This window comes from uncultured Helicobacter sp., assembly GCF_949282165.1.
Taxonomy (GTDB): domain Bacteria; phylum Campylobacterota; class Campylobacteria; order Campylobacterales; family Helicobacteraceae; genus Helicobacter_F.
Genome location: NZ_CASDOV010000001.1, coordinates 281,230 through 301,616, shown reverse-complemented (window position 1 = coordinate 301,616; position 20,387 = coordinate 281,230). Strand labels below are relative to the sequence as shown.

Annotated in this window: 21 protein-coding genes and 1 pseudogene; 15 read left to right on the top strand and 7 right to left on the bottom strand. The window is 48.3% G+C overall.

Annotated features, from left to right (window positions below; translation table 11 throughout):
- Positions 1 to 52 precede the first annotated feature (52 nt).
- Positions 53 to 1,597: an ATP-binding cassette domain-containing protein gene (locus ACH2BK_RS01535; protein WP_395001820.1), complete on the top strand. Its 1,545-nt coding sequence runs from the start codon at positions 53 to 55 to the stop codon at positions 1,595 to 1,597.
- A gap of 62 nt (positions 1,598 to 1,659) precedes the next feature.
- Positions 1,660 to 2,613: a hypothetical protein gene (locus ACH2BK_RS01530; RefSeq protein ID WP_395001819.1), complete on the top strand. Its 954-nt coding sequence runs from the start codon at positions 1,660 to 1,662 to the stop codon at positions 2,611 to 2,613.
- Positions 2,614 to 2,712: 99 nt separating this feature from the next.
- Here ACH2BK_RS01530 and ACH2BK_RS01525 read toward each other — a convergent pair whose 3' ends face one another.
- The gene (locus ACH2BK_RS01525) at positions 2,713 to 3,255 is read right to left on the bottom strand and encodes a c-type cytochrome (RefSeq protein WP_395001818.1); all 543 of its coding nucleotides are present in this window, start codon (positions 3,253 to 3,255) and stop codon (positions 2,713 to 2,715) included.
- Between the two features lie 78 nt (positions 3,256 to 3,333).
- Between ACH2BK_RS01525 and folD the strand changes: the two genes are divergently transcribed.
- The 11 genes and pseudogenes from folD (at position 3,334) to ACH2BK_RS01470 (ending at position 13,997) form a co-directional block, all read left to right on the top strand.
- Positions 3,334 to 4,179 (top strand): bifunctional methylenetetrahydrofolate dehydrogenase/methenyltetrahydrofolate cyclohydrolase FolD, encoded by an 846-nt coding sequence (gene folD, locus ACH2BK_RS01520; protein ID WP_394994328.1) that lies wholly within the window; start codon positions 3,334 to 3,336, stop codon positions 4,177 to 4,179.
- 2 nt (positions 4,180 to 4,181) lie between these two features.
- Entirely contained in the window at positions 4,182 to 5,312 is a 1,131-nt protein-coding gene (gene lepB, locus ACH2BK_RS01515) for a signal peptidase I (RefSeq protein WP_395001874.1), read from the top strand.
- A 10-nt stretch (positions 5,313 to 5,322) separates the two neighbouring features.
- Positions 5,323 to 5,748 carry a ribose 5-phosphate isomerase B gene (gene rpiB, locus ACH2BK_RS01510; protein WP_395001817.1) on the top strand — a complete coding sequence of 142 codons (426 nt, stop codon included), beginning with the start codon at positions 5,323 to 5,325 and terminating at the stop codon, positions 5,746 to 5,748.
- Positions 5,749 to 5,777: 29 nt separating this feature from the next.
- On the top strand, positions 5,778 to 6,116 hold the full coding sequence (locus ACH2BK_RS01505) for a hypothetical protein (RefSeq protein WP_394954676.1): 339 nt from the start codon (positions 5,778 to 5,780) through the stop codon (positions 6,114 to 6,116).
- 28 nt (positions 6,117 to 6,144) lie between these two features.
- Positions 6,145 to 6,675 (top strand): adenine phosphoribosyltransferase, encoded by a 531-nt coding sequence (apt, locus tag ACH2BK_RS01500; RefSeq protein WP_395001816.1) that lies wholly within the window; start codon positions 6,145 to 6,147, stop codon positions 6,673 to 6,675.
- A gap of 9 nt (positions 6,676 to 6,684) precedes the next feature.
- A complete protein-coding gene (locus ACH2BK_RS01495) occupies positions 6,685 to 7,407 on the top strand; it encodes a DedA family protein (RefSeq protein ID WP_395001815.1) in 723 nt (240 codons plus the stop codon).
- A 2-nt stretch (positions 7,408 to 7,409) separates the two neighbouring features.
- Positions 7,410 to 8,804 (top strand): annotated as a pseudogene (locus tag ACH2BK_RS01490) (leucyl aminopeptidase); the annotation flags it as partial.
- Between the two features lie 110 nt (positions 8,805 to 8,914).
- Positions 8,915 to 10,015: a redox-regulated ATPase YchF gene (gene ychF, locus ACH2BK_RS01485; protein ID WP_395001814.1), complete on the top strand. Its 1,101-nt coding sequence runs from the start codon at positions 8,915 to 8,917 to the stop codon at positions 10,013 to 10,015.
- 511 nt (positions 10,016 to 10,526) lie between these two features.
- On the top strand, positions 10,527 to 11,990 hold the full coding sequence (locus ACH2BK_RS01480) for an LLM class flavin-dependent oxidoreductase (protein WP_395001813.1): 1,464 nt from the start codon (positions 10,527 to 10,529) through the stop codon (positions 11,988 to 11,990).
- On the top strand, positions 11,980 to 12,981 hold the full coding sequence (locus ACH2BK_RS01475) for a RimK family alpha-L-glutamate ligase (RefSeq protein WP_395001812.1): 1,002 nt from the start codon (positions 11,980 to 11,982) through the stop codon (positions 12,979 to 12,981). The genes ACH2BK_RS01480 and ACH2BK_RS01475 overlap by 11 nt, the downstream gene beginning before the upstream one ends.
- On the top strand, positions 12,978 to 13,997 hold the full coding sequence (locus tag ACH2BK_RS01470) for an LLM class flavin-dependent oxidoreductase (RefSeq protein WP_395001811.1): 1,020 nt from the start codon (positions 12,978 to 12,980) through the stop codon (positions 13,995 to 13,997). The genes ACH2BK_RS01475 and ACH2BK_RS01470 overlap by 4 nt, the downstream gene beginning before the upstream one ends.
- 60 nt (positions 13,998 to 14,057) lie before the next feature.
- On the opposite strand, the gene ACH2BK_RS01465 is transcribed toward ACH2BK_RS01470, so the two are convergent.
- Together ACH2BK_RS01465 and ACH2BK_RS01460 are read right to left on the bottom strand one after the other, a co-directional pair.
- Positions 14,058 to 14,999 carry a radical SAM protein gene (locus ACH2BK_RS01465; RefSeq protein ID WP_395001810.1) on the bottom strand — a complete coding sequence of 314 codons (942 nt, stop codon included), beginning with the start codon at positions 14,997 to 14,999 and terminating at the stop codon, positions 14,058 to 14,060.
- A gap of 40 nt (positions 15,000 to 15,039) precedes the next feature.
- Complete coding sequence (locus ACH2BK_RS01460) at positions 15,040 to 15,549, bottom strand: hypothetical protein (RefSeq protein ID WP_395001809.1); 510 nt, start codon at positions 15,547 to 15,549, stop codon at positions 15,040 to 15,042.
- 276 nt (positions 15,550 to 15,825) lie between these two features.
- Here ACH2BK_RS01460 and ACH2BK_RS01455 point away from each other — a divergent pair, with 276 nt between their 5' ends.
- Entirely contained in the window at positions 15,826 to 16,263 is a 438-nt protein-coding gene (locus ACH2BK_RS01455) for a DNA starvation/stationary phase protection protein (RefSeq protein WP_395001808.1), read from the top strand.
- A gap of 236 nt (positions 16,264 to 16,499) precedes the next feature.
- Entirely contained in the window at positions 16,500 to 16,679 is a 180-nt protein-coding gene (locus ACH2BK_RS01450) for a hypothetical protein (protein ID WP_395001807.1), read from the top strand.
- A gap of 43 nt (positions 16,680 to 16,722) precedes the next feature.
- On the opposite strand, the gene kdsB is transcribed toward ACH2BK_RS01450, so the two are convergent.
- From kdsB to leuC, 4 genes are read right to left on the bottom strand one after another with little or no spacing between them, the layout of a single operon-like run.
- Positions 16,723 to 17,448: a 3-deoxy-manno-octulosonate cytidylyltransferase gene (gene kdsB / locus ACH2BK_RS01445; RefSeq protein WP_395001873.1), complete on the bottom strand. Its 726-nt coding sequence runs from the start codon at positions 17,446 to 17,448 to the stop codon at positions 16,723 to 16,725.
- Between the two features lie 34 nt (positions 17,449 to 17,482).
- Positions 17,483 to 18,565 (bottom strand): 3-isopropylmalate dehydrogenase, encoded by a 1,083-nt coding sequence (gene leuB, locus ACH2BK_RS01440; RefSeq protein ID WP_395001806.1) that lies wholly within the window; start codon positions 18,563 to 18,565, stop codon positions 17,483 to 17,485.
- Positions 18,566 to 18,589: 24 nt separating this feature from the next.
- Entirely contained in the window at positions 18,590 to 19,084 is a 495-nt protein-coding gene (leuD, locus tag ACH2BK_RS01435; RefSeq protein ID WP_395001805.1) for a 3-isopropylmalate dehydratase small subunit, read from the bottom strand.
- Between the two features lie 30 nt (positions 19,085 to 19,114).
- Positions 19,115 to 20,377 carry a 3-isopropylmalate dehydratase large subunit gene (gene leuC, locus ACH2BK_RS01430; RefSeq protein ID WP_394994362.1) on the bottom strand — a complete coding sequence of 421 codons (1,263 nt, stop codon included), beginning with the start codon at positions 20,375 to 20,377 and terminating at the stop codon, positions 19,115 to 19,117.
- Between the last annotated feature and the right edge of the window lie 10 nt (positions 20,378 to 20,387).

Below are 20,387 nucleotides of genomic sequence, written 5' to 3'. Positions count from 1 at the left end.
AAGATAGGCGGGTAGGCTAGCAAAAGCGCAATAACACAAAATAGGGAGAGATGTGGCAGGGATTCTACAAATACGCGATTTTTCTTTGCGAGTAAGCGAGGACTTTGCGCTCAAAGACATTACGCTTACGCTAAATGCACACGAAGTGCTAGCCATCGTGGGTGAATCCGGCTCGGGCAAGAGTCTTTTGGCACAGAGTATTTTGGGACTATGTGGGGATTTGCCACGGGGCAAGATGATGTTTGATGGCAGGGATATGAGCGCGCTAGATTCTCAAAAATGGTGTGGCTTTCGGGGCAAAGAGATCGCCTATATCCCCCAAGATCCCCTAAGTGCGCTCAATCCCGTGCAAAAAATCGGCACACAGATTTTAGAATCCTACCTCCTGCACAATCCCAAAACCCCCGCCACAAAGCGCAAGCAAGTGCTCGCCAAAGCCCTACAGAGCGTGGGGCTAGATATGAGCTTTGCTACGCGCTATCCACACACGCTTAGCGGCGGGCAGCGGCAGCGCGCGCTCATTGCGATGAGTATCATCAATGCTCCCAAGATTCTCATTTGTGATGAGCCCACGACGGCATTGGACGCACTCATACAGAGACAGATTCTAGAGCTTTTGCGCTCTTTGTCGCGACAGAGTGCGGTGGTGCTCATCACGCACGATTTGGGCGCGGTGGCGCATATCGCGGATCGTATTGTGGTTATGCAGCACGGGCGGATTATAGAATCTAATAGGGCGAGTGAGATTTTTAGCAATCCTAGAGAATCTTACACAAGGGAGCTACTAGACGCGCTAGATTTTTCTACACTCACGCCTAAGCCCTGTGAATCTAGCGAGGTTTTGAGTTTGCGGGATTTTAGCGCGGTGGCGATAAAAAGGCAGTTTTGGCGCAATGTGCCTCTTTTTATCACGCGTGATGTGAATCTGTCTTTGCACAAAGGCGAGATTGTAGGCATCGCTGGTGAATCTGGCTCGGGCAAGAGTAGCCTCGGGCTAGCGATTATGCGGCTGATGGCGCATAGGGGCGAGATAGCATTTTTTGGTAAGGACATTAGGGAGTTTAGCAAGGAGGAGCGGCTCGCGCTGTGTGCGCGAATGGGTGTGATATTTCAAGATCCCTTTGCCTCGCTAAATCCCCGTATGCGCGTGGGGGAGAGTATCACCGAGGGGCTAAAATACCATCGCAAGCATATAGACGATGTGCCCCAAAGACTGCAGAGGGCATTACAAAGCGTGGGGCTAGATATGAGCTTTGCTACGCGCTATCCACACACGCTTAGTGGCGGGCAGCGGCAGCGCGTGGCGATCGCTCGGGCGTTGATACTAGAGCCCAGTGTGTTGCTACTCGATGAGCCCACAAGTGCGCTTGATAAAAGCACACAAAAGCAGATTCTCTCACTCCTTATATCTTTGCAGCGCGAGCTTGGACTTAGTATGATTTTTATCACGCACGATTTGGATATTTTGCGCGCTCTAAGCCACACGCTCATCGTGCTCAAAAACGGGTGCGTGGAGGAGAGTGGGGCGAGTAGTGAAGTCTTTAGCGCGCCCAAAAGCGCGTATTTTAGGCAGCTTTTGGGGCTAGGGAGTCGCTAAGGAGATTCAAAGACTATTGTGCTACAATTGCGGGATTTTAACTTTGTATAAGGAGAAGGTATATGGAAGCGGAAAAAAGCGTGAGTGAGAGTAATAACGATAAGGCTGAGGTTAAGCGATTTTTGTTTTTGTTGTGGAAAAATCGATGGGTTTTTGCTACTTGTGTGGGACTTGGCGTGGTTTTGGCGTTTGTCTATGCGTATATGATGATTAAACCTATGTATGAGGGTATGGGTGTCATAGACACGGGCTATATCCTTAATGAAAATGGTGGGAAAGGGCGTATCTTAAACACGGTAGAGGTTATCAAAGAGATAGAAGAGGTGTTTATAGAATCTGCTAAATTTCTCACGCCAGAGGAGGCAAAGGAGCGAAAATGGGCTATCAAACAAGTGGATGTAGTCGATCTCAAAAACCCCGGATTGCCTTTTGTCAAGGTTACTGTGCGTGGTGAAACACAAGATGATGTTAAAGCAGCTATGAATGCGGTGCTCGAGTATATCCAAGACAAAAACAAGGATAGATTAGAAAAGCATCAAATCAATCTAGACTATCTCATCGAGCGGATTGAAGCACGTATCAAAAATATACAGGAGAACACTTTGCCTTATATTGATACTAAAATTTCTCGCTCAACTGCCGATATAGAAGAACTCAAAAAAGAACTCAAAAAAGAATCCCTTACCCCGACTCAATACCAAACACTCAGCAACTACCTAGGTCAGCTACAAATTTCTATCGACGGATCGGAGAGTAGCAAATTTAGTATCCAAAACCAAACCTTGCTAGAGCTTGAGCAAGAGATCGCAAAATATAACCTTATGCGTGGAGATGGCAGTATCAAAAATGCTTCTTTTGTAACATTTAATATCACACCAAACCCTAAGTTTGGCGTGAAAAGATGGATTATTTTGGTTTTGGGACTCTTCTCTGGGATTGTGGTAAGTGTGCTTCTCATCTCTGGTAAAGAGCTCTATACAGAGATAAGGCGCAATGGGTTGGCAGGAGTAGAGTAGTCTTCACTTCTCCTTATGGGGGACTTGGGGGAGTTATTGTGTTTTAGCACCGCTTACTCACTCAAATCTCCCCCTAGATTCTCAAACAAAACTTATGTTTTATTCCCTAGAATCCCCCTCATACAGATAAAAATATATCGCTTGAATCTCCTTGGGCGTGAGATAGTAGCGTGGCATAACTCCGATTTTTTGTGAATCTAGAGCCTTAGCAAATGCGCTAAACTCAAGCGTATTGATAGCTGGTGCGCTTAGTGTCTTGGCATTGCCCTTGTGTTTATAATGCGCGATGATGCTGCCCTCGCCCTTTGCGCCGTGGCAGTGGTGGCAACCTATACCGCGTGGATTTTCATAGAGATTTTTGCCATATTCTTTAAATGTGATAAAGCCCTCGTTGTCAAACTCCTTGTGTGGTGCGCTAGATTCTATCTCGCTAGCCTGCGCGCTGTCTTGAAAATCTATAGAATCTTTAGAATCTAGCGAGGCAGAGGAGTGCTCCTGTGTGGGCAGAGTGGGCGCAGGATCGGACGCAGGAGTGGATGTAGAATCGGGTGTAGAAGTGGATGTGGAAGTGGGCGTGTCGCCCGCGAGAGTTTGCGTCAGTGTGGATGTCGCCAAAAGGCAAAAAAGCGCGAAATTTTTCATAGAGTGCCACCAAAATCTAGTTTTTTAATCCAAAATATTATAATATACGCAAAATTAAAAACTCCACAAAGGAAAGCGGTGATACTTCTAGATGGCAAGGGTTTGAGTGATAAGATTCAGCGAGATATTAGTAGAGAATGCGAGACTTTGGGGCTAAAGCCGGGTTTGGCAGTGATCCTTGTGGGCGATGATGCGCCAAGTCGGGCGTATGTCAATATGAAAGAGCGGGCGTGTCAGCGCGTGGGCTTTGCTTCGCGTAAATATGAGCTAGCACAGAGCTGCACCCAGGGCGAGCTTTTGGATTTGATTGCAGAGCTTAATGCGGATTTTGAGATTCACGGGATTTTGGTGCAGCTGCCATTGCCAAAGCATATCGATACTTCTGTGGTTTTAGAATCTATCGTGCCGCATAAAGATGTCGATGGATTCCACCCCTATAATGTCGGACGGCTCAATACCAACCTTGATGGATTTGTCCCCGCTACGCCTTTGGGCGTGATGAGCTTGCTTGAGGCTTATGAGATTAGTGTGCGCGGCAGGGATGTGGTTATCGTGGGCGCGAGCAATATCGTGGGCAGACCGCTTGCGACTTTGATGCTCAATGCCGGGGCGAGCGTGAGTGTGTGCCATATCCTCACCAAAGATGTGGGAGAATACACGCGCAGGGCGGATATCGTGTGTGTGGGCGTGGGCAAAGCCAATCTCATCACAGAATCTATGATAAAACCCGGTGCTATCGTCGTGGATATCGGGATAAATCGCTTAGATTCTGGCGCGCTAGTGGGCGATGTGGATTTTGAAAATGTCAGTAAAAAGGCTCTGGCTATCACGCCCGTGCCCGGTGGTGTGGGACCTATGACGATTGCTTCACTGCTCCAAAACACGCTCAAGGCAGCCAAGCAGATACAAGGAGTGGCACAATGAGCATAAGGCGATTTTGGCAAGGGCTTCGCGCGTTTTCATCGAGCTGGAGCGGGACGATTATCATCGTGCTTTTTGTGATTTTTTTTATTGCGCAGGGCTTTGTTATCCCCACGCGTTCGATGGTTGGGACATTTTTTGAGGGGGATTTGCTCTTTGTCAAGAAGTTCAGCTATGGTATCCCCACACCGCGCATTCCGTGGCTTAATACACCGATTTTGCCCGATTTTAATGGTAATGGGCATTTGATTGAGGGCGAGCGTCCTAAACGCGGGGAAGTTGTGGTATTTATCCCGCCACAGGACGATAGGACATATTTTGTCAAGCGCGTGTTTGGCGTGGGTGGCGATGAGGTGATTTTCACACAAGAGGGGTATTATCTACGCCCAAATGAGGGCGACGCCGGGATTGATGCATTAAGAGTGCAGCTAGGAGAGAGTGCGCAGATACGCGAGTTTTTGGGCAGGAAGTTTATCAAAGATCCTTTTGTGCTGCAGTATGCGGGGATTGCGTATGCACCGAGATGGTGGCACAAATCCGATGCGACAAACCCTAGCCTTATACCGCTTTGGAAGCGCGCGTATTTTCGCGATGAAGGGGGCTTTTATACCAAAGTGTGTAAAAAAGATGAGGGCGTGCTCTCTAACGCGGATAGGCGGCTAGATTGCGATATTTTTGTGAAGCAATATAGTGATTTGCCCCAAGATGAGTTTGTGTATGTGCCAAATATCGGCTTTGAGGATATGAGTGCGCGCCCTGATATAGCGATGAGCAAGCTACGCGATGAGCGGGGCGAGGTGTTTTTTTATACCAAGGTTGCGCAGGATCACTTCTTTATGGCGGGCGATAATCGCAACAACAGCTCGGATTCACGCTTTTGGGGCAGTGTGCCATATAGCAATATCATAGGGCAGCCGTGGTTTATTTATTTTAGCCTTACCAAGGCTAATAGCGAGGAGGCGGGCGCGGATATGGACACATCGGAGCGTTATCTCGTGCGATGGGAGCGTTTGTTTAAGGGGCTAGATGGTGTCGAGAAATTAGCAAGGAGATATGCAGAGGATAAGGCTGACATTGTGCAAGAGCATAGTAGTGGAGAATCTAAAGGTCTCAAAGAGGGTGTAAGCCATCAGTAGGAGTGTTATAATGCAAGTATTTATCGCTTCAGATCACGCAGGGTTTGGACTAAAAGAATTTGTGAAAAAAGTGCTCACAGAGCGAGGTTTGGAAGTGTGTGATTTGGGTGTGGATTCACAGGAGCGCGTGGATTATCCGGACTTTGCACAAAAGCTCTGTGAGCGTGTCCTCGCCACGCCAAAATCTAAGGGCGTGCTTATCTGTGGTAGCGGCATAGGTATGAGTATCGCTGCCAATCGCTTTAGCGGCATACGCGCCGCACTCTGCACGGATTCGTATCTAGCCAAAATGGCGCGCTTGCACAATGATGCTAATGTATTGTGTATGGGGGAGCGCGTGATAGGGCAGGGCGAGGCAGAAGAGATGGTAGCGCAGTTTTTTAGCGTGGAGTTTGAGGGTGGCAGGCACATCGAGCGGGTGCGTAAGCTCGGATGAAGCACAGAAGGGCATAGATAGGAGAAGCTATGAATTTTTTTGCACAATGGTTTTTTCTCACGGGATTTATACTTTTTGTGCTCTATATGATTGTGCGCACATTTTTTTATAAAAGTGTCGCGCGCAAGGAAGAAAAAAATTCCGCCTCGATGAAACTCACACTAAGCGAAGCCGAAATCCTCGTGCGCAAGCACCAACTACAGCTCCAGCGCGCACTTGGCAATATCGATAATATGCAGCAAGAGATGAACGCGCTCAAAAACGAAGTCAAGGTGCTAAAGGCGCGCAACTCACAATACAGAATCGAGACAGACAAATACAAGGCACGTATCAAGGAGCTAGAGCAAAAAATCGAGGCATTGCTCTAATATAAGCAATCACACAAAGGAGCAAATTATGGATACAAAAAAACTCGCAGATTCTATACGCAAGATCCCGGACTATCCTAAACCGGGGATTTTGTTTTATGATATTACGACGATGATAGGCAATGATGAGGTGTTTTCTGAGCTTATAGAATCTCTAGCGGCGCGCTACAAGGATCGTGGGATTGACTTTATCGCAGGGATAGAATCTCGTGGTTTTATCTTTGGAGCGGCGTTGGCATACGCACTTGGCGTGGGCTTTGTCCCCATCCGCAAAAAGGGCAAGCTCCCCTTTACCACGGTGAGTGAAAAATATAGCCTTGAGTATGGGTTTGATGAAGTGGAGATTCATATCGATGCGTTTGAGCGTAAAAAAAATGCGCGCGTGGTGCTTATTGACGATCTTATCGCCACGGGTGGCACGGCACAGGCGGGCGTGAAGCTTATCAAGACACTTGGTGCGCAGTGCGTGGAGGCGGTGTTTATCCTGTATTTGCGTGAGCTTGGAGGGAAGGCAAAGCTTGAGGAGCTTTGTGATGTGCATTGTGTGCTAGATATTTAGAGGTTGTGTATGCGCAGCGTGTGGTCTTTTATCAAGCAAAAGCCTAAAAAGGTGCTAACTTGGGCGTTTATAGTCCTTGCGATTGTAGGGCTTGTGGTGTATTATCAGCGCACAGGGTTTTCGCTTGAGGAGTTTATCACGGCATTGTGGGAGGAGCATGTCGAGACTTGGGGCTATGTGATTTTGTTTTGTTGGGGGATTTTGGAGGGCGAGCTTGGGCTTATCTTTGCCGGGCTTGCGGTGCATGATGGTAAGATGCAGCTGCTAGCCTCGATTTTTGTCGCGGGGCTTGGGGGCTTTGTGGGCGATCAGATTTATTTTTATATCGGGAGGTTTAATCGCAAAGGGATTCAAGAGAGTTTCAAATCCCAACGGCGCAAGTTTGCCCTAGCCAATCTTTTGCTCCAAAAATACGGCTGGCCCATCATCTTTGTCCAACGCTATATGTATGGTATGCGCACGATTATCCCGATGAGTATCGGCACGACGCGATATGATGGGACGAAGTTTGCGATTATTAACTTTGTGAGCGCGCAGGTGTGGGCGGCGATCACGATTGTGCTCACTTGGTATTTTGGCGAGGAGATTTTTATCGTGCTTGATTGGTTTAAGGATCATCCCTATTTACTCATTCCGCTAGCGATTTGTATCGGTGGTGGGGTGCTTTGGTATTTTCAGACGCAGACAAAGCGAGTGGATAGACGCATTACAAAATTACAAAACAAAGGATAGCGATGATTGAGATTAAAATTATAGATTCTAAGCAGGGCGAGGCGTATGTGGAGTTTGTGCTAGATTCTACAGAATCTAGCAGTGAGAATCTGCACAGGGCTAGGGAATTTGGCTTTGATGGCAAGGGGCAGTTTTTCGTGCAGGCAAGCAAGACTTTGGTTGTGTGCTTGCAGGCGTGCGATGTGGATATGGTGCGTGAGGCGGGTGCGAATATCGCGCGATTTTTTAAGAATCTAAGCTTTGAGAGTGTGGGTATAGAGGCGTTTGATGATGAGAATCTCGACTACGCGCTTATGCTTGGGATTTTGGCAGGCTCACAAGATGGCGCGCTGTATAAATCAGACAAAAAAGACTACGCGCTAAAAAAAATCTACATACAAGGAGCGCGCACGCTTGAGCAGGAGGCTAAAAGGGCAAAGATTGTCGCCAAAAGCTTGCGTATCACGCGCGAACTCATCAATACAATGCCCCAAGTCGCCACACCGCTCTATCTCGCGCAGTATTGCAAAAAGCTCGCGCAAAAAAGGGAACTAGAGTGCAAAATCCTAGATGAAAAGGATTTGCAAAAAGAGCGTATGGGCGCGTATCTCGCGGTAAGCAGAGCATCAAGCAATCCGCCCTATCTCGTGCATCTAAGCTATAAGCCCAAAAAGCCGCTAGCGCGCGTTGTGCTGGTGGGCAAGGGGCTGACATACGATAGCGGGGGGCTTAGCCTCAAACCTAGTGATTATATGGTAACGATGAAAGCAGATAAGAGCGGCGCGTGCGCAGTGATAGGGATTTTGAACGCTGTGGCGGGACTTGGGCTAAGTATCGAGACACACGGGATCATCGGCGCGGCAGAAAATATGATAGGGGGCAATGCGTATAAGCCCGATGATGTGCTCTTTTCGCGTGAGGGTAAAAGCATAGAGGTGCGCAACACCGATGCGGAGGGGCGGTTGGTGCTGTGTGATTGTCTAAGCTATGCCCAAGACTTAAAGCCCGATGTGCTCATAGATCTCGCGACGCTCACGGGCGCGTGTGTCGTGGGGCTTGGCGAATACACGAGCGGGATTATGGGCTATAATGAGGAGCTCAAAGAGGAGTTTGAATCTTGTGCATTGCGCAGCGGCGAGCTGATGGCGCGCCTGCCCTTTAATCGCCATATCAAAAAACTTTTAGAATCTAAAATCGCAGATCTTTGCAATATCGGCTCAAGCCGCTATGGCGGGGCGGTGAGTGCTGGAATGTTTTTGGGAGAATTTGTGCGCGATGAATATAGGGACAAATGGCTGCATATCGATATCGCCGGACCTGCGTATGTGGAGCGTGAGTGGGATATAAACCCAAGCGGTGCGAGTGGTGCGGGAGTGCGCGCGGTATTGGAATTTATACAGAATCTAGAATCTAGGGGGGATTTTAAGCGAGATTCTAACAAGAGCTTGCCACAAGATTCTAAAAAGGCGCACAAAAGCCCAAATACACAGAATCTAAAAGCCAAAAAATCCACAAAAAAGGCGCGATGATGGGATTGTCTATCGGTATCGTGGGGCTTCCAAATGTGGGGAAATCCACGACTTTTAACGCACTGACTAAAACCCAAAACGCCCAAGCGGCGAACTATCCATTTTGCACCATAGAGCCCAATAAGGCGGTGGTGAGCGTGCCGGATGCGCGTCTGGGGGAGCTGGCTAAGATTGTCAATCCGCAGAGAATCTTGCACTCGCAGGTGGAGTTTGTCGATATCGCTGGGCTAGTGCGTGGCGCGAGTAAGGGCGAGGGGCTAGGCAATCAGTTTTTGGCAAATATCAAAGAGGCTGATGTGATTTTGCATATTGTGCGGTGTTTTGAGGATAGTGATATCACGCACGTAGAAAATCGCATTGATCCGCTGGGCGATATTGAGATTATCGAGCTAGAGCTGATTTTGGCAGATATTGCGACATTGCAAAAGCGTATCGCAAAACTAGAGCGAGAGAGCAAGGCGCAAAAGGGCGCAAACGCGACGCTCGAGCTTGCAAGGGCATTGCTTGCGCATTTAGAATCTGGCAAGAGTGCTAAGAGCTTTGAATCTCGCTATAGTGAAGAGTTTGCAGGACTTGATAGGGAATTGCGATTTTTGAGTAACAAAGAAGTGGTGTATGGAGCAAATGTCGATGAAAGCGCGCTGGGTGTGGATAATGAGCTCGTGCAAAAAGTGCGTGCGTATGGAGAGGAGCAGGGAAGTGAGGTGATCAAACTCTGTGCCAAGATAGAAGAAGATATGGTGGGTATGAGTGATGAGGAGCGTGCGGAGTTTTTGGGCGAGCTTGGGGCTGGCGAGAGCGGGCTCGCGCAGATTATCCGTGTGGGCTTTGCAAAGCTTGGGCTTATCAGCTATTTTACTGCTGGGGTGCAGGAAGTGCGGGCTTGGACGATAAAAAAGGGCGATAAAGCTCCGCAGGCTGCTGGCGTGATACATAAGGACTTTGAGAAGGGCTTCATCCGTGCCGAGACGATTAGCTATGAGGATTTTATCAAATATGGCGGCGAGCAAAAAGCCAAAGAGGCGGGGGCTATGCGAAGTGAGGGTAAAGAATATATCGTGCAAGATGGCGATGTGATGCACTTTAGGTTTAATGTATGAGTTAGCTTAACTTCTAGAGAGAATTTGGAGGTTTTTATTTATTTTTTGGAATATTTGAGCCTTGTCACCATCTTTAGTCCCCTTAGCTTCAGCTGTGGCTTAGTAGCACAAACTCCGCGTTTTTTATTGCAGTGCGCGTCGTGATGAGGGGACAACCTCTCTACCATTTTTACCGCAGGTGTTTATGTATATTATGCATCGCTAATAAATGGCACTGCGCAAAAAGCCCGGTTGTCGCAGCGCACTTCTTCTATCTATAGAATCTGTATTACCCATCTTGCTCACACTTTGTTTGTGCCTTCATACCATCTTCTTTAATTTAGGTTGTTTTCATAATCTTTGGCATTTTTTTGGAGATACCCAATCACGAACTATTTTTATGCTGTCCTTCATATCAGAAAAGTAACATTTTTACACAGTTATGCAAAAAATCAAAAACACATATTGTGTTTTTAAAAAAATGCGTTATAATAGACCTGTTTTTGAAATTCTTTAAGTCAAGGAGTGCGTGATGAGTAAAAGCAACAACAAGCGCAAGCAGATCTCTCTGAATGCTTTTGAGATGAACTGCGTGGCGCATTTAAGCCCCGGATTGTGGCGTTATCCGGGTGATAAAGCCCTGCGGTATAAGGACATAGAGTATTGGCAGGAAGTTGCACAAATCGCCGAAAAAGGGCTATTTGACGCGATATTTATCGCTGATGTGCTGGGCGTGTATGATGTCTATGGCGGCAACGACTTAGGCGCGCTAAAAACCGCTCTACAAGTGCCTGTCAATGACCCTATGCAGCTTGCCATAATCGGTGCAGGTGTAACCAAGCACATAGGCTTTGGGATAACCGCTGGTGTGCCATTTGAGCACCCTTTCCCTTTTGCGCGACGTCTTAGCACGCTCGACCATCTCACCAAAGGGCGTGTGGGTTGGAATATCGTAACTGGCTATCTCCCAAGTGCCAATAAAAATATGGGTGGGAGTGAGCTACCGCATGATGAGCGATATGAGCTTGCCGATGAGTATATGGAAGTGATTTATAAGCTCTTAGAGGGGAGTTGGGAAGATGATGCGGTTATTTTAGATTCTAAGAGTGGGCATTTTGCGGACCCCACAAAGATTCATCACATCGGACATCATGGCAAATATTTCGATGTGCCCGGTATCCATATCTGTGAGCCTAGTATCCAACGCACTCCCATGCTTTTCCAAGCAGGAAACTCCGCGCGTGGGCGTAAGTTTGCCGCTACACACGCCGAGGCGATATTTATCGCACCACCGACTAAAGAATACGCCAAAGTCGCTGTTAAGCAGGTGCGAGACGCTCTCATAGCCGCTGGGCGCGACCCACATAGTGCCAAAATCTACTGCCTTGCGACTATCATCACAGATTCTAATGAGGATTTAGCACAGGCAAAATACAAAGACTTGCTCTCTTATGCAAGCAGTGAGGGCGCGCTGGTGCTAAACTCTGGGTGGCTAGGCATAGATTTGAGCCGCTATGAGCTTGATGACCCACTAAGCAATATCAAATCCAATGCGATGTTAGCCCAAGTCGAAGCCCTAAGCAATTCCACGACCAATGAGGGCAAGGCTTGGACCTTGCGGGATTTAATCAAACTCACAGGCATAGGCTGCCAAGGACCTAAATTTATCGGCTCTCCTACCCAAGTAGCAGATATGCTAGAGGATTTCATCGCCTATTCCGATGCCGATGGATTCAATCTCGCTTATGCCACGACACCGGGGAGTTTTGCGGATGTTGTGGAGTTTATCGTGCCTGAATTGCAGCGGCGCGGCGTGTATAAGCAGGCTTATACCGAGGGGAGTTTGCGCCATAAGCTCTTTGGCAAGGGCGATAGGCTAGGACACGATCATATCGCCTCACAATACCGCGTCAATGGCGCAAAATCAAGTATCAACGACTATGCCGGCACCGGCAGGAGACAACCCAAAAAGAAGGATATAGAATATGTTATATAACAACTTGCAAGCAGGCATTTATATTTTGCACGAAAACACAGAGTGGATTCCGCCCTTTGCGGAGGCTTTTAGGCGCGCTGGCGTGGGCTTTGGGGAGATTTATCTCACACAAGGGAGTATCGATATAGATTCTCTCCCGCCAGATGGCGTGTTTTGGAGCAGGCTCTCTGCCTCAAGTCACACACGCGATCATTCCCTCTCTAAAGACTATGGGCGCGCGATTTTAGCGTGGCTAGAATCCCACGGGCGGCGCGTGATAAATGGTAGCAGCGTGCTAGAGCTAGAAGTGAGCAAGGTGCGCCAATACCTAGCACTTAATAAGGCAGGATTCCGCACACCCAAAACGCGTGCTGTCTTTGGCAAAGAGGACTTGCTAGAATGCGCCAAGCAGATGGCTACGCCCTTTATCACTAAGCACAATCAAGGTGGCAAGGGCTTAGGCGTGCAGCGGTTTGAGAATCTTGAAGAATTAAGGGCATACATAGAATCTAGCGCGTTTGAGCCGCCAATTGATGGCATTACGCTTTTGCAAGAATACATTCGGGCAAAGGAGTTTTTTATTACGCGCCTTGAGTTTATCGGTGGGAAGTTTCACTATGCTGTGCGCGTGGATACGAGCGATGGGGCGTTTGAGCTATGCCCTGCTGATGCGTGCGAGATAGAGCGCGCCCAAGCCCTACCTAAGCTCGCTGGTGGGGCGTGTGATATAGGTGGGGCGGATAAATTCTCCCTGCGCACGGATATAGATTCACACACGCCTATCGTGCAGGAGCTAGAGCGGTTTTTGCAAGCCCACAGGATAGAGGTGGCGGGTGTGGAGTTTATAGAAAGTATCGAGGGCGAAATAGTCGTGTATGACATCAATACCAACACAAACTACAACGCCAAGGTAGAATCTAGCCTAAGAGAGCAAGGCAGGCAGGCAGCAGCGGATAGGATCGTGGAATTTTTATCCGCGCAATTAGAGACAATACAAAGGAGCAAGCAATGAAATTTGGCTATTGGACACCGGTTTTTGGGAGCTGGCTACGCAATGTCGATGAGGACAGCACGCAGGGCACTTGGGCGTATTGCAGGGATTTGGCACTAAAGGCAGAATCTCTAGGCTATGTCCTAACCCTCGTGCCTGAGCTCTACTTAAATGATATAAAAGGGCACAAAGCCCCAGCACTCGATGCGTGGGCGGTGGCAAATGGCTTGGCGGCACTTACGCAAAGGCTAGAGATTCTCGCTGCTCTGCGTCCGCAATACCACCAAGTCGCCCTCACTGCAAAGCAAATCGCCACAATCAGTCAGATTTGTAATGGGCGCTTTAGTATCAATATGGTATCGGCGTGGTGGGAGGAGGAAGCGCGTCAGTATGGCATAAGCTTTGATGGGCACGATGACAGATACACACTCACGCGCGAATACACGGAGGTTTTGCGAGGATTTTGGGAGCAAAGCCCCTTTAGCTACAAGGGCAAGTATTTTGAGTTTGCAGATTCTTACAATGAGCCAAAGCCCCAAAAGACGCCGCTTGTGTATGCGGGCGGCGAGAGTGAGAGTGGCAGGGAGGCTATCACGCGCTTTGCGGATAAATACCTAATGCACGGAGGCACGCTAGAGGAAGTGCGCGAGAAAATCATAGATATGAAAGCGCGCAAGCAAAGGGCGGGATTGCCGCCTTTTGAGGGCTTTGGTATGGCGGTGTATATGATAGTGCGCCAAAGCGAGCAGGAGGCGAGAGAGGAGCTAGAGCGTATCACGACTATCAAAAACTATGCGGAGTATGAGAACTCCTATAAGGATTTCACAGGTAATTCTAACCTCGATGTGGAGGTTTCTAAATACGATTATAGCGTGTCCAATCGGGGCTTGCGCCCGCAGCTTATAGGCACGCCTAAGCAGGTGGCGGAGAAAATCCGCGCTTACAAAGAAGCGGGGCTAGATCTGCTCATCGTGCAGTGTGCGAATATGCAAGAGGAGCTAGAGTATATTGCTAAGGAAGTGTTTCCGCTGGTGTGAGAATCTTACAGAATGCGGGATTGGTGCATTTGGCTTAAGTGGGATCATTGGTGGGATTGGCTATGTGGCTGGGCGCAAAAAGGCTATGTTGCCCACCTGCTCCCATCGGAGGATGTGTGAGTGTGTGAGCGTGTCGGCAAGGGCGAGCGTGTCTTCACAAAAGAGTGCCTGCATATCCTCTCGCGTGAGAGGGCGCATACTAAGGGCTTGGATAAGCTCGGAGCGGCTTAGTGTGCGCTTGGGGGATTGTGAATCTTGTGGTGTGCGGCTAGGGATATAGACGCAAATCCCCGTGAAATGTGAGGCAAAAGATTCTATCTCTGCTTGACTAAGGGGCGTGGCGCGGTGTGCTGGCGGACGATCGAGCGTGCCGATATCAAGGCGTGAGAGGGGGATATGAGAGAGGAAGCGCGCTAACTCTTTGGCGTGGGCAGGGGAGTCGTTGATACCCTTTAGGAGCAAAATCTCGCCCACTAGCTTGCCCTGTGTTTTTTGGGTAAATTCCGTGGCAAAGGTGGCGATGCCCTCTTTGATAGATTCTAGATTTAGGCTTTTGTGTGGGCGATCGATACGGCTAAAGGCACTCGCATTTAGTGAATCTAGTGAAAATTTGACGATGTCAAACTCTAGGAGTGCCTCGCGCACGGACTGCTGCCAAAAGAGCGAGCCATTGCTTAGGATAAGTGTTTTGATATGTGGAGGCAGGGAGGGCTTTAGCGTCTTTATGAGCTCTAGTAGGTGCGGGTAGAGCGTGGGCTCGCCATTAGCGGTAAAAGTGAGCACATCGATTTTTTGCCTTGGATGAGTGCGGAGATAACGCGATATGGTATCCACATACTCGCCTACCGGGACTACTTCGCGCATAGAATCTTGGGTTTTAGCACCCTTTAGCTCGCAGTATAGGCAGTCGAAGTTGCATTGTTTTGTGTTTGGCGAGAGATCTACGCCTAGAGAGTAGCCAAATCTGCGCGAGATGATAGGACCAAAGATAAGGTTTTGCATAGGTAAATCGTGCTAAACCCCTAGCAAGAAGGGGCTTTACCTATCGTAGAAGTTCATCGACGGTTTGAGCGAGTGCCTTAGCTGCCTCTTGATCGACTTTTTGGAGATTAGCGAGATTTTTTTGCAAAACGCTTTGATCCACCTCTCGCAGCTGCACTTTGGCAAAGAGCATACCGCCCTTGCTAATCCAAGTATCCGTGCGAGTAGCACCAGAGAGCAGTGCATCTACGCTTTGCTTGATAGCGATCACGCTTTCACTCTCTCCATTAGATTCTAAAATACGCGCTTTTTGCTCTATCTTGCCTTGGAAGATCGTCGCAAGCTCGGCAGTCCCCTTGATCGTGGCTTCTTTCATTGCCCAATCCACTTTGTTGTTTTTGACCTGCGAGCTACCTACGGCATAGACTTCCTTTTCCGGTTTGCCTAGCACCCATGACGGCGCGCCATCAAGATCGAAGCCAGAGGTGTTGCCTAACTCATTTTTGCTCGAGCAGGCTAAGAATCCAAGCGCGATAAATCCGCTTATTGCCAATGCGATCAGCTTTTTCATTGCCAAACTCCTTGTGGTAAATGGTTTGAGGTTATATTTTAATACAAAAACCCAAAGTTGTTTCTTAAGTTTTGCGAGGCTCTGCCACTATGAGGGCATTTCTCGTGGATTGGTGTTATTTTGTCTTTGGAAGTCATAGAATCTGGAATATAAAAATTGATCTAAGCTTAACACAAACGATAAAAATTATTATTTATTACAAACTTTATTTACTAAAGTTTTTTAGAATTTTCTCATCTTAAATTTTTTAAGAAATTAATCCAAAAGGAGGATACGATGAGTAACATTATCGATCAACTCAAGCAGATTCAGGCGGACGCACAGGTGTTTTATATCAAGGTGCATAATTATCATTGGAATGTTAAGGGCATGGATTTTCACCCCACACACAAGGCGACAGAAGAGATCTATGAGGAGTTTGCCGATGTGTTTGATGATATGGCGGAGCGCGTGCTGCAGCTGGGTGGCGTGCCCTATGTAACCCTTGCTGATATGCTAAAGGCTGCTAAGATTAAAGAAGAGAGTGCCCATAGCTTTGATTCTAAAACAATCCTTAAGGCGATTTTGACAGACTATGAGTATTTTCTAAACGCCTTTAGTGCTCTCTCTAAAAGTGCTGATGAGGCAGGCGATAAGGTGAGTGCAGCGTATGCTGATGATAAATGCGCGCAACTCCAAAAAGCCATCTGGATGCTAAAAGCGCAGCTTAGCTAGTATCCACCCCTCACTTTGGTGAGGGCTTAACCCCCCCCCTTTTTTTTATCCCACACTTTTTTATATTTTTGTTTGTCTTAAGCCAAATTGATAGAATCTAAGCCACCAAGCGGCATTACAGAATCTAGGTAATCTTAGATTCTAAAAAACGCAGTGAGTGATCGCGTAAGCGGAGGCAATGGGGGCTTAGCTCACATTGCCGATACCAAGTTTGTGAAGCAAACTTGCATTAAATAATGACTCAAGTCGGGTTTATAGAATCTGTGCCATTGTCAAATCGCGTTCCTGACGCGATTGCACCAAGAGATTCTATAAACTTGCCAAAAAACGCAGTGAGTGATCGCGTAAGCGGAGGCAATGGGGGCTTAGCTCACATTGCCGATACCAAGTTTGTGAAGCAAACTTGCATTAAATAATAGAATCTAAAGCCACCAAGCGGCATTACAGAATCCAAAAGCCTTAGATTCCAAAACGCCTCTGTGCCTCGTATAAATCCTCTGGCGTATCGATCCCCACGCTATTTGTCTGCACGATCTCAAGCGCGATGGTTTTGCTATGGTAGAGTGCGCGGAGCTGCTCGAGCTTCTCGATATGCTCTAGGGGGCTTTGTGGCAGAGCGCAAAACTCATCAAGGCATTGCTTCCTAAATCCATACAAGCCCAAATGTCCTAAATATGGGTAGCTGCTTAGAATCTTATCATTCACACCATCGCGCGCATAGGGCACGCCTAGCCGTGAAAAATACAGCGCGTGCTTGCGGACATCAATCACGACTTTTACGAGATTGGTATCAGCGATTTTTTCGGGCGGAATGACTTTGGCAAGCGTATTGACAAACGCATTGCTCTCTTTTGTGAGCCCTATCAGGGTTTCTAGGACTTTAGATTCTATAAATGGCTCATCGGCTTGGAGATTGATAATGATACTATCGTCTTTGAGTCCTAAGATTCTCGCTGCCTCTGCACATCTATCGGTGCCGCTAGAGTGGCTTTTGGCAGTGAGCACGCTTGTGATATGGTGCGCCCTGCACACTTGTGCGATCTCCTCATTATCGCACGCCACGACGACTTCATCGACTTTTTGGGCGTTTTGGGCAGTCCTTACGATCATAGGCTTGCCGCCAAGATCGCACAAAACTTTTTTTGGCAGCCGCGTAGATTCTAAACGCGCAGGGATAATGATCATCGCGCGCCCCGATACACGCACGCCATTTGATACATCATCTAATCGCCTTTGTGATGAGCTCGCCCATCGCCTCACAGCCCACGGCTTTGAGCGAAGAGTCGCTAGGATTTAGCGTATCAAGCGTGCGGTAGCCTTGGTTTAAAACCTCCTCTATCGCGCGCTCTATGGCTTTTGCCTCATCATTTAATCCAAAAGAATGCCTTAGCATCATCGCCACGCTCAAAATCGTGCCAATAGGGTTTGCCTTATCCTGCCCCGCGATATCTGGCGCGCTGCCGTGGATTGGCTCATACAAGCCCTTGTTTGTGTGTGCGAGCGAGGCGGAGGGGATCGTGCCGATACTGCCGGTGATCACACTTGCTTCATCGCTCAAAATATCGCCAAACATATTTTCAGTCAAAATCACATCAAACTGCCACGGCGCGCGGCAAATCTGCATCGCGGCATTATCGACATACATATGAACTAGATTCACATCGGGATAGTCCTTAGCCACCTCCTCGGTAACCTTGCGCCACAGCCTCGAGCTATCGAGCACATTTGCCTTATCTACAGATACCACCTCTTTTTTGCGTCCTTTTGCGATTTCAAACGCCACGCGCGCGATAGATTCTATCTGCGAGGCACTATAGCGCATATCATCGCTTGCTACGAGCTCGCCACCGATTTCTTGGGTTTTGTGCTCGCCAAAATACACGCCACCGATGAGCTCACGCACGATGATAAAATCAATGCCTTTTGTCAGAATCTCCTCTTTGAGCGGGCTTGCGCTTTGGAGTTGGGGGAGGAGCGTGGCGGGGCGGATATTGGCAAAGAGTCCGAGTTCTTTACGAATGCGTAGCAGGGCTTGCTCGGGGCGGTTGTGGCTTGGCTCATTATCCCATTTAGGACCGCCCACCGCGCCCAAAAGCACGCTATCGCTTTGCTTGCATATCTCTAGGCTTTCTTTTGGGAGGCACTCGCCACACGCATCGATCGCACAGCCTCCGGCTAGCACTTCTTTGGATTCAAAGCTATGGTTGTATTTTTGTGCGATTTTCTCTAGCACCTTGAGGGCTTGTGTGATGATTTCTGCGCCGATTCCATCGCCGCGCACTACTGCTATACTCTTTTGCATATTGCTCCCTTATTGTGTTGGATTCTATGCCTGCTTTCTCTTAGCGATCCAATTAAGATAACCATTGGCATTGATGATTTCTTGGATAAATGGCGGGAATGGTGTGGTTTTAAATGTTGCGTTTGTGGCGAGGTTGGTGATCTCGCCTTTGTCAAAGTCGATTGCCACTTCCTCGCCCTGCGCGATAGAATCTGCTATCTCAGGAGATTCTATAATCGCTAGTCCGATATTTATGGCATTGCGATAGAAAATGCGCGCAAAGCTCTTGGCGATGATACACGAGATACCACTTGCTTTAATCGCGATGGGGGCGTGCTCGCGGCTTGAGCCACAGCCAAAGTTCCAGCCACCCACCATAATATCGCCCTCTTTTACTTTATGCACGAAGTCCTTGTCTATATCCTCCATACAATGTGCGGCAAGCTCCTTGTGATCAGCGGTGTTGAGGTAGCGCGCGGGGATAATCACATCGGTATCGACATTATCGCCATATCTATGGACAAAACCTTGAGCTTTCATAATCTCTCCTTGTATCTAAGCTTATAGAATCTACAGCACCGCTTCAGGCGCGCTAAGCACACCAGTGATCGCGCTTGCTGCCGCCACTTCAGGGGAGGCGAGATACACCTCGCTACTCACGTGCCCCATACGCCCCACGAAGTTGCGGTTTGTCGTGGAGACACATTTTTCATTTGCTGCCAAAATCCCCATATGCCCGCCCAGACAAGGACCACAAGTAGGAGTAGAGACGACGCAGCCAGCTTTGATAAAAGTCTCGAGATAGCCCCTTGCGATGCACTCTAGGTAGATATTTTGAGTCGCGGGTATGACAATACAGCGCGTGTTTTTGGCGATTCTCTTATCTTTTAGAATCTGCGCGGCGATTGCCATATCGCTAAGGCGTCCATTGGTGCAGGAGCCGATAACGACTTGATCGATCTTGACTTCACCCCACTCATCGCGCTCTTTGGTGTTTTCTGGCAAATGAGGGAATGCCACGGTGTGATCGATCTCGCTTAGATTAATATCAAAAACCTGCTCATAATACGCGTCTTTATCCGGTGCGTAGATTTGGAACTGCTTGCTTGTGCGTGCCTTGGCGTATTCTATGGTGATCTCATCGACTTCAAAGATTCCATTTTTTGCCCCCGCCTCAATCGCCATATTGGCGATGCAGAGCCTATCGTCAATAGTGAGATTCTTAAGCCCCTCGCCGCCAAACTCCATACTCTTATACAGCGCGCCATCAACGCCAATTTTGCCAATGATATGCAAAATCACATCTTTGCCGCTCACATAGGGGCGTAGCTTGCCTTTAAGGTTAAAGCGCATTGCGTGAGGGACTTTAAACCACGCCTCGCCTGTCGCCATACCCACTGCCATATCCGTAGAGCCCACACCGGTAGAAAACGCTCCCAACGCCCCATAAGTGCAGGTGTGTGAATCCGCACCGATGATGAGATCGCCGATAGTTACGATGCCTTGCTCGGGCAGGAGTGCGTGTTCCACGCCCATATTGCCCACATCGTAGTAATGCGAGATATCAAAATCTTTGGCAAAGCAGCGGCACTGCTGGCTTTGGGTAGCGGCTTTGATATCTTTATTGGGCGCGAAGTGATCCATTACTAGCGAGATTTTATCTTTGTCAAAAACCTCTGTGAATTTGGCTTGTTTGAAGGCATTGATCGCCACGGGTGTGGTGATATCATTACCTAGCACCATATCGAGCTTTGCCATTATCAAATCGCCGGGCTTGACAGATTCTAAGCCCGCCTTGTGGGCGAGGATTTTTTGGGACATTGTCATACTCATATTTACTCCT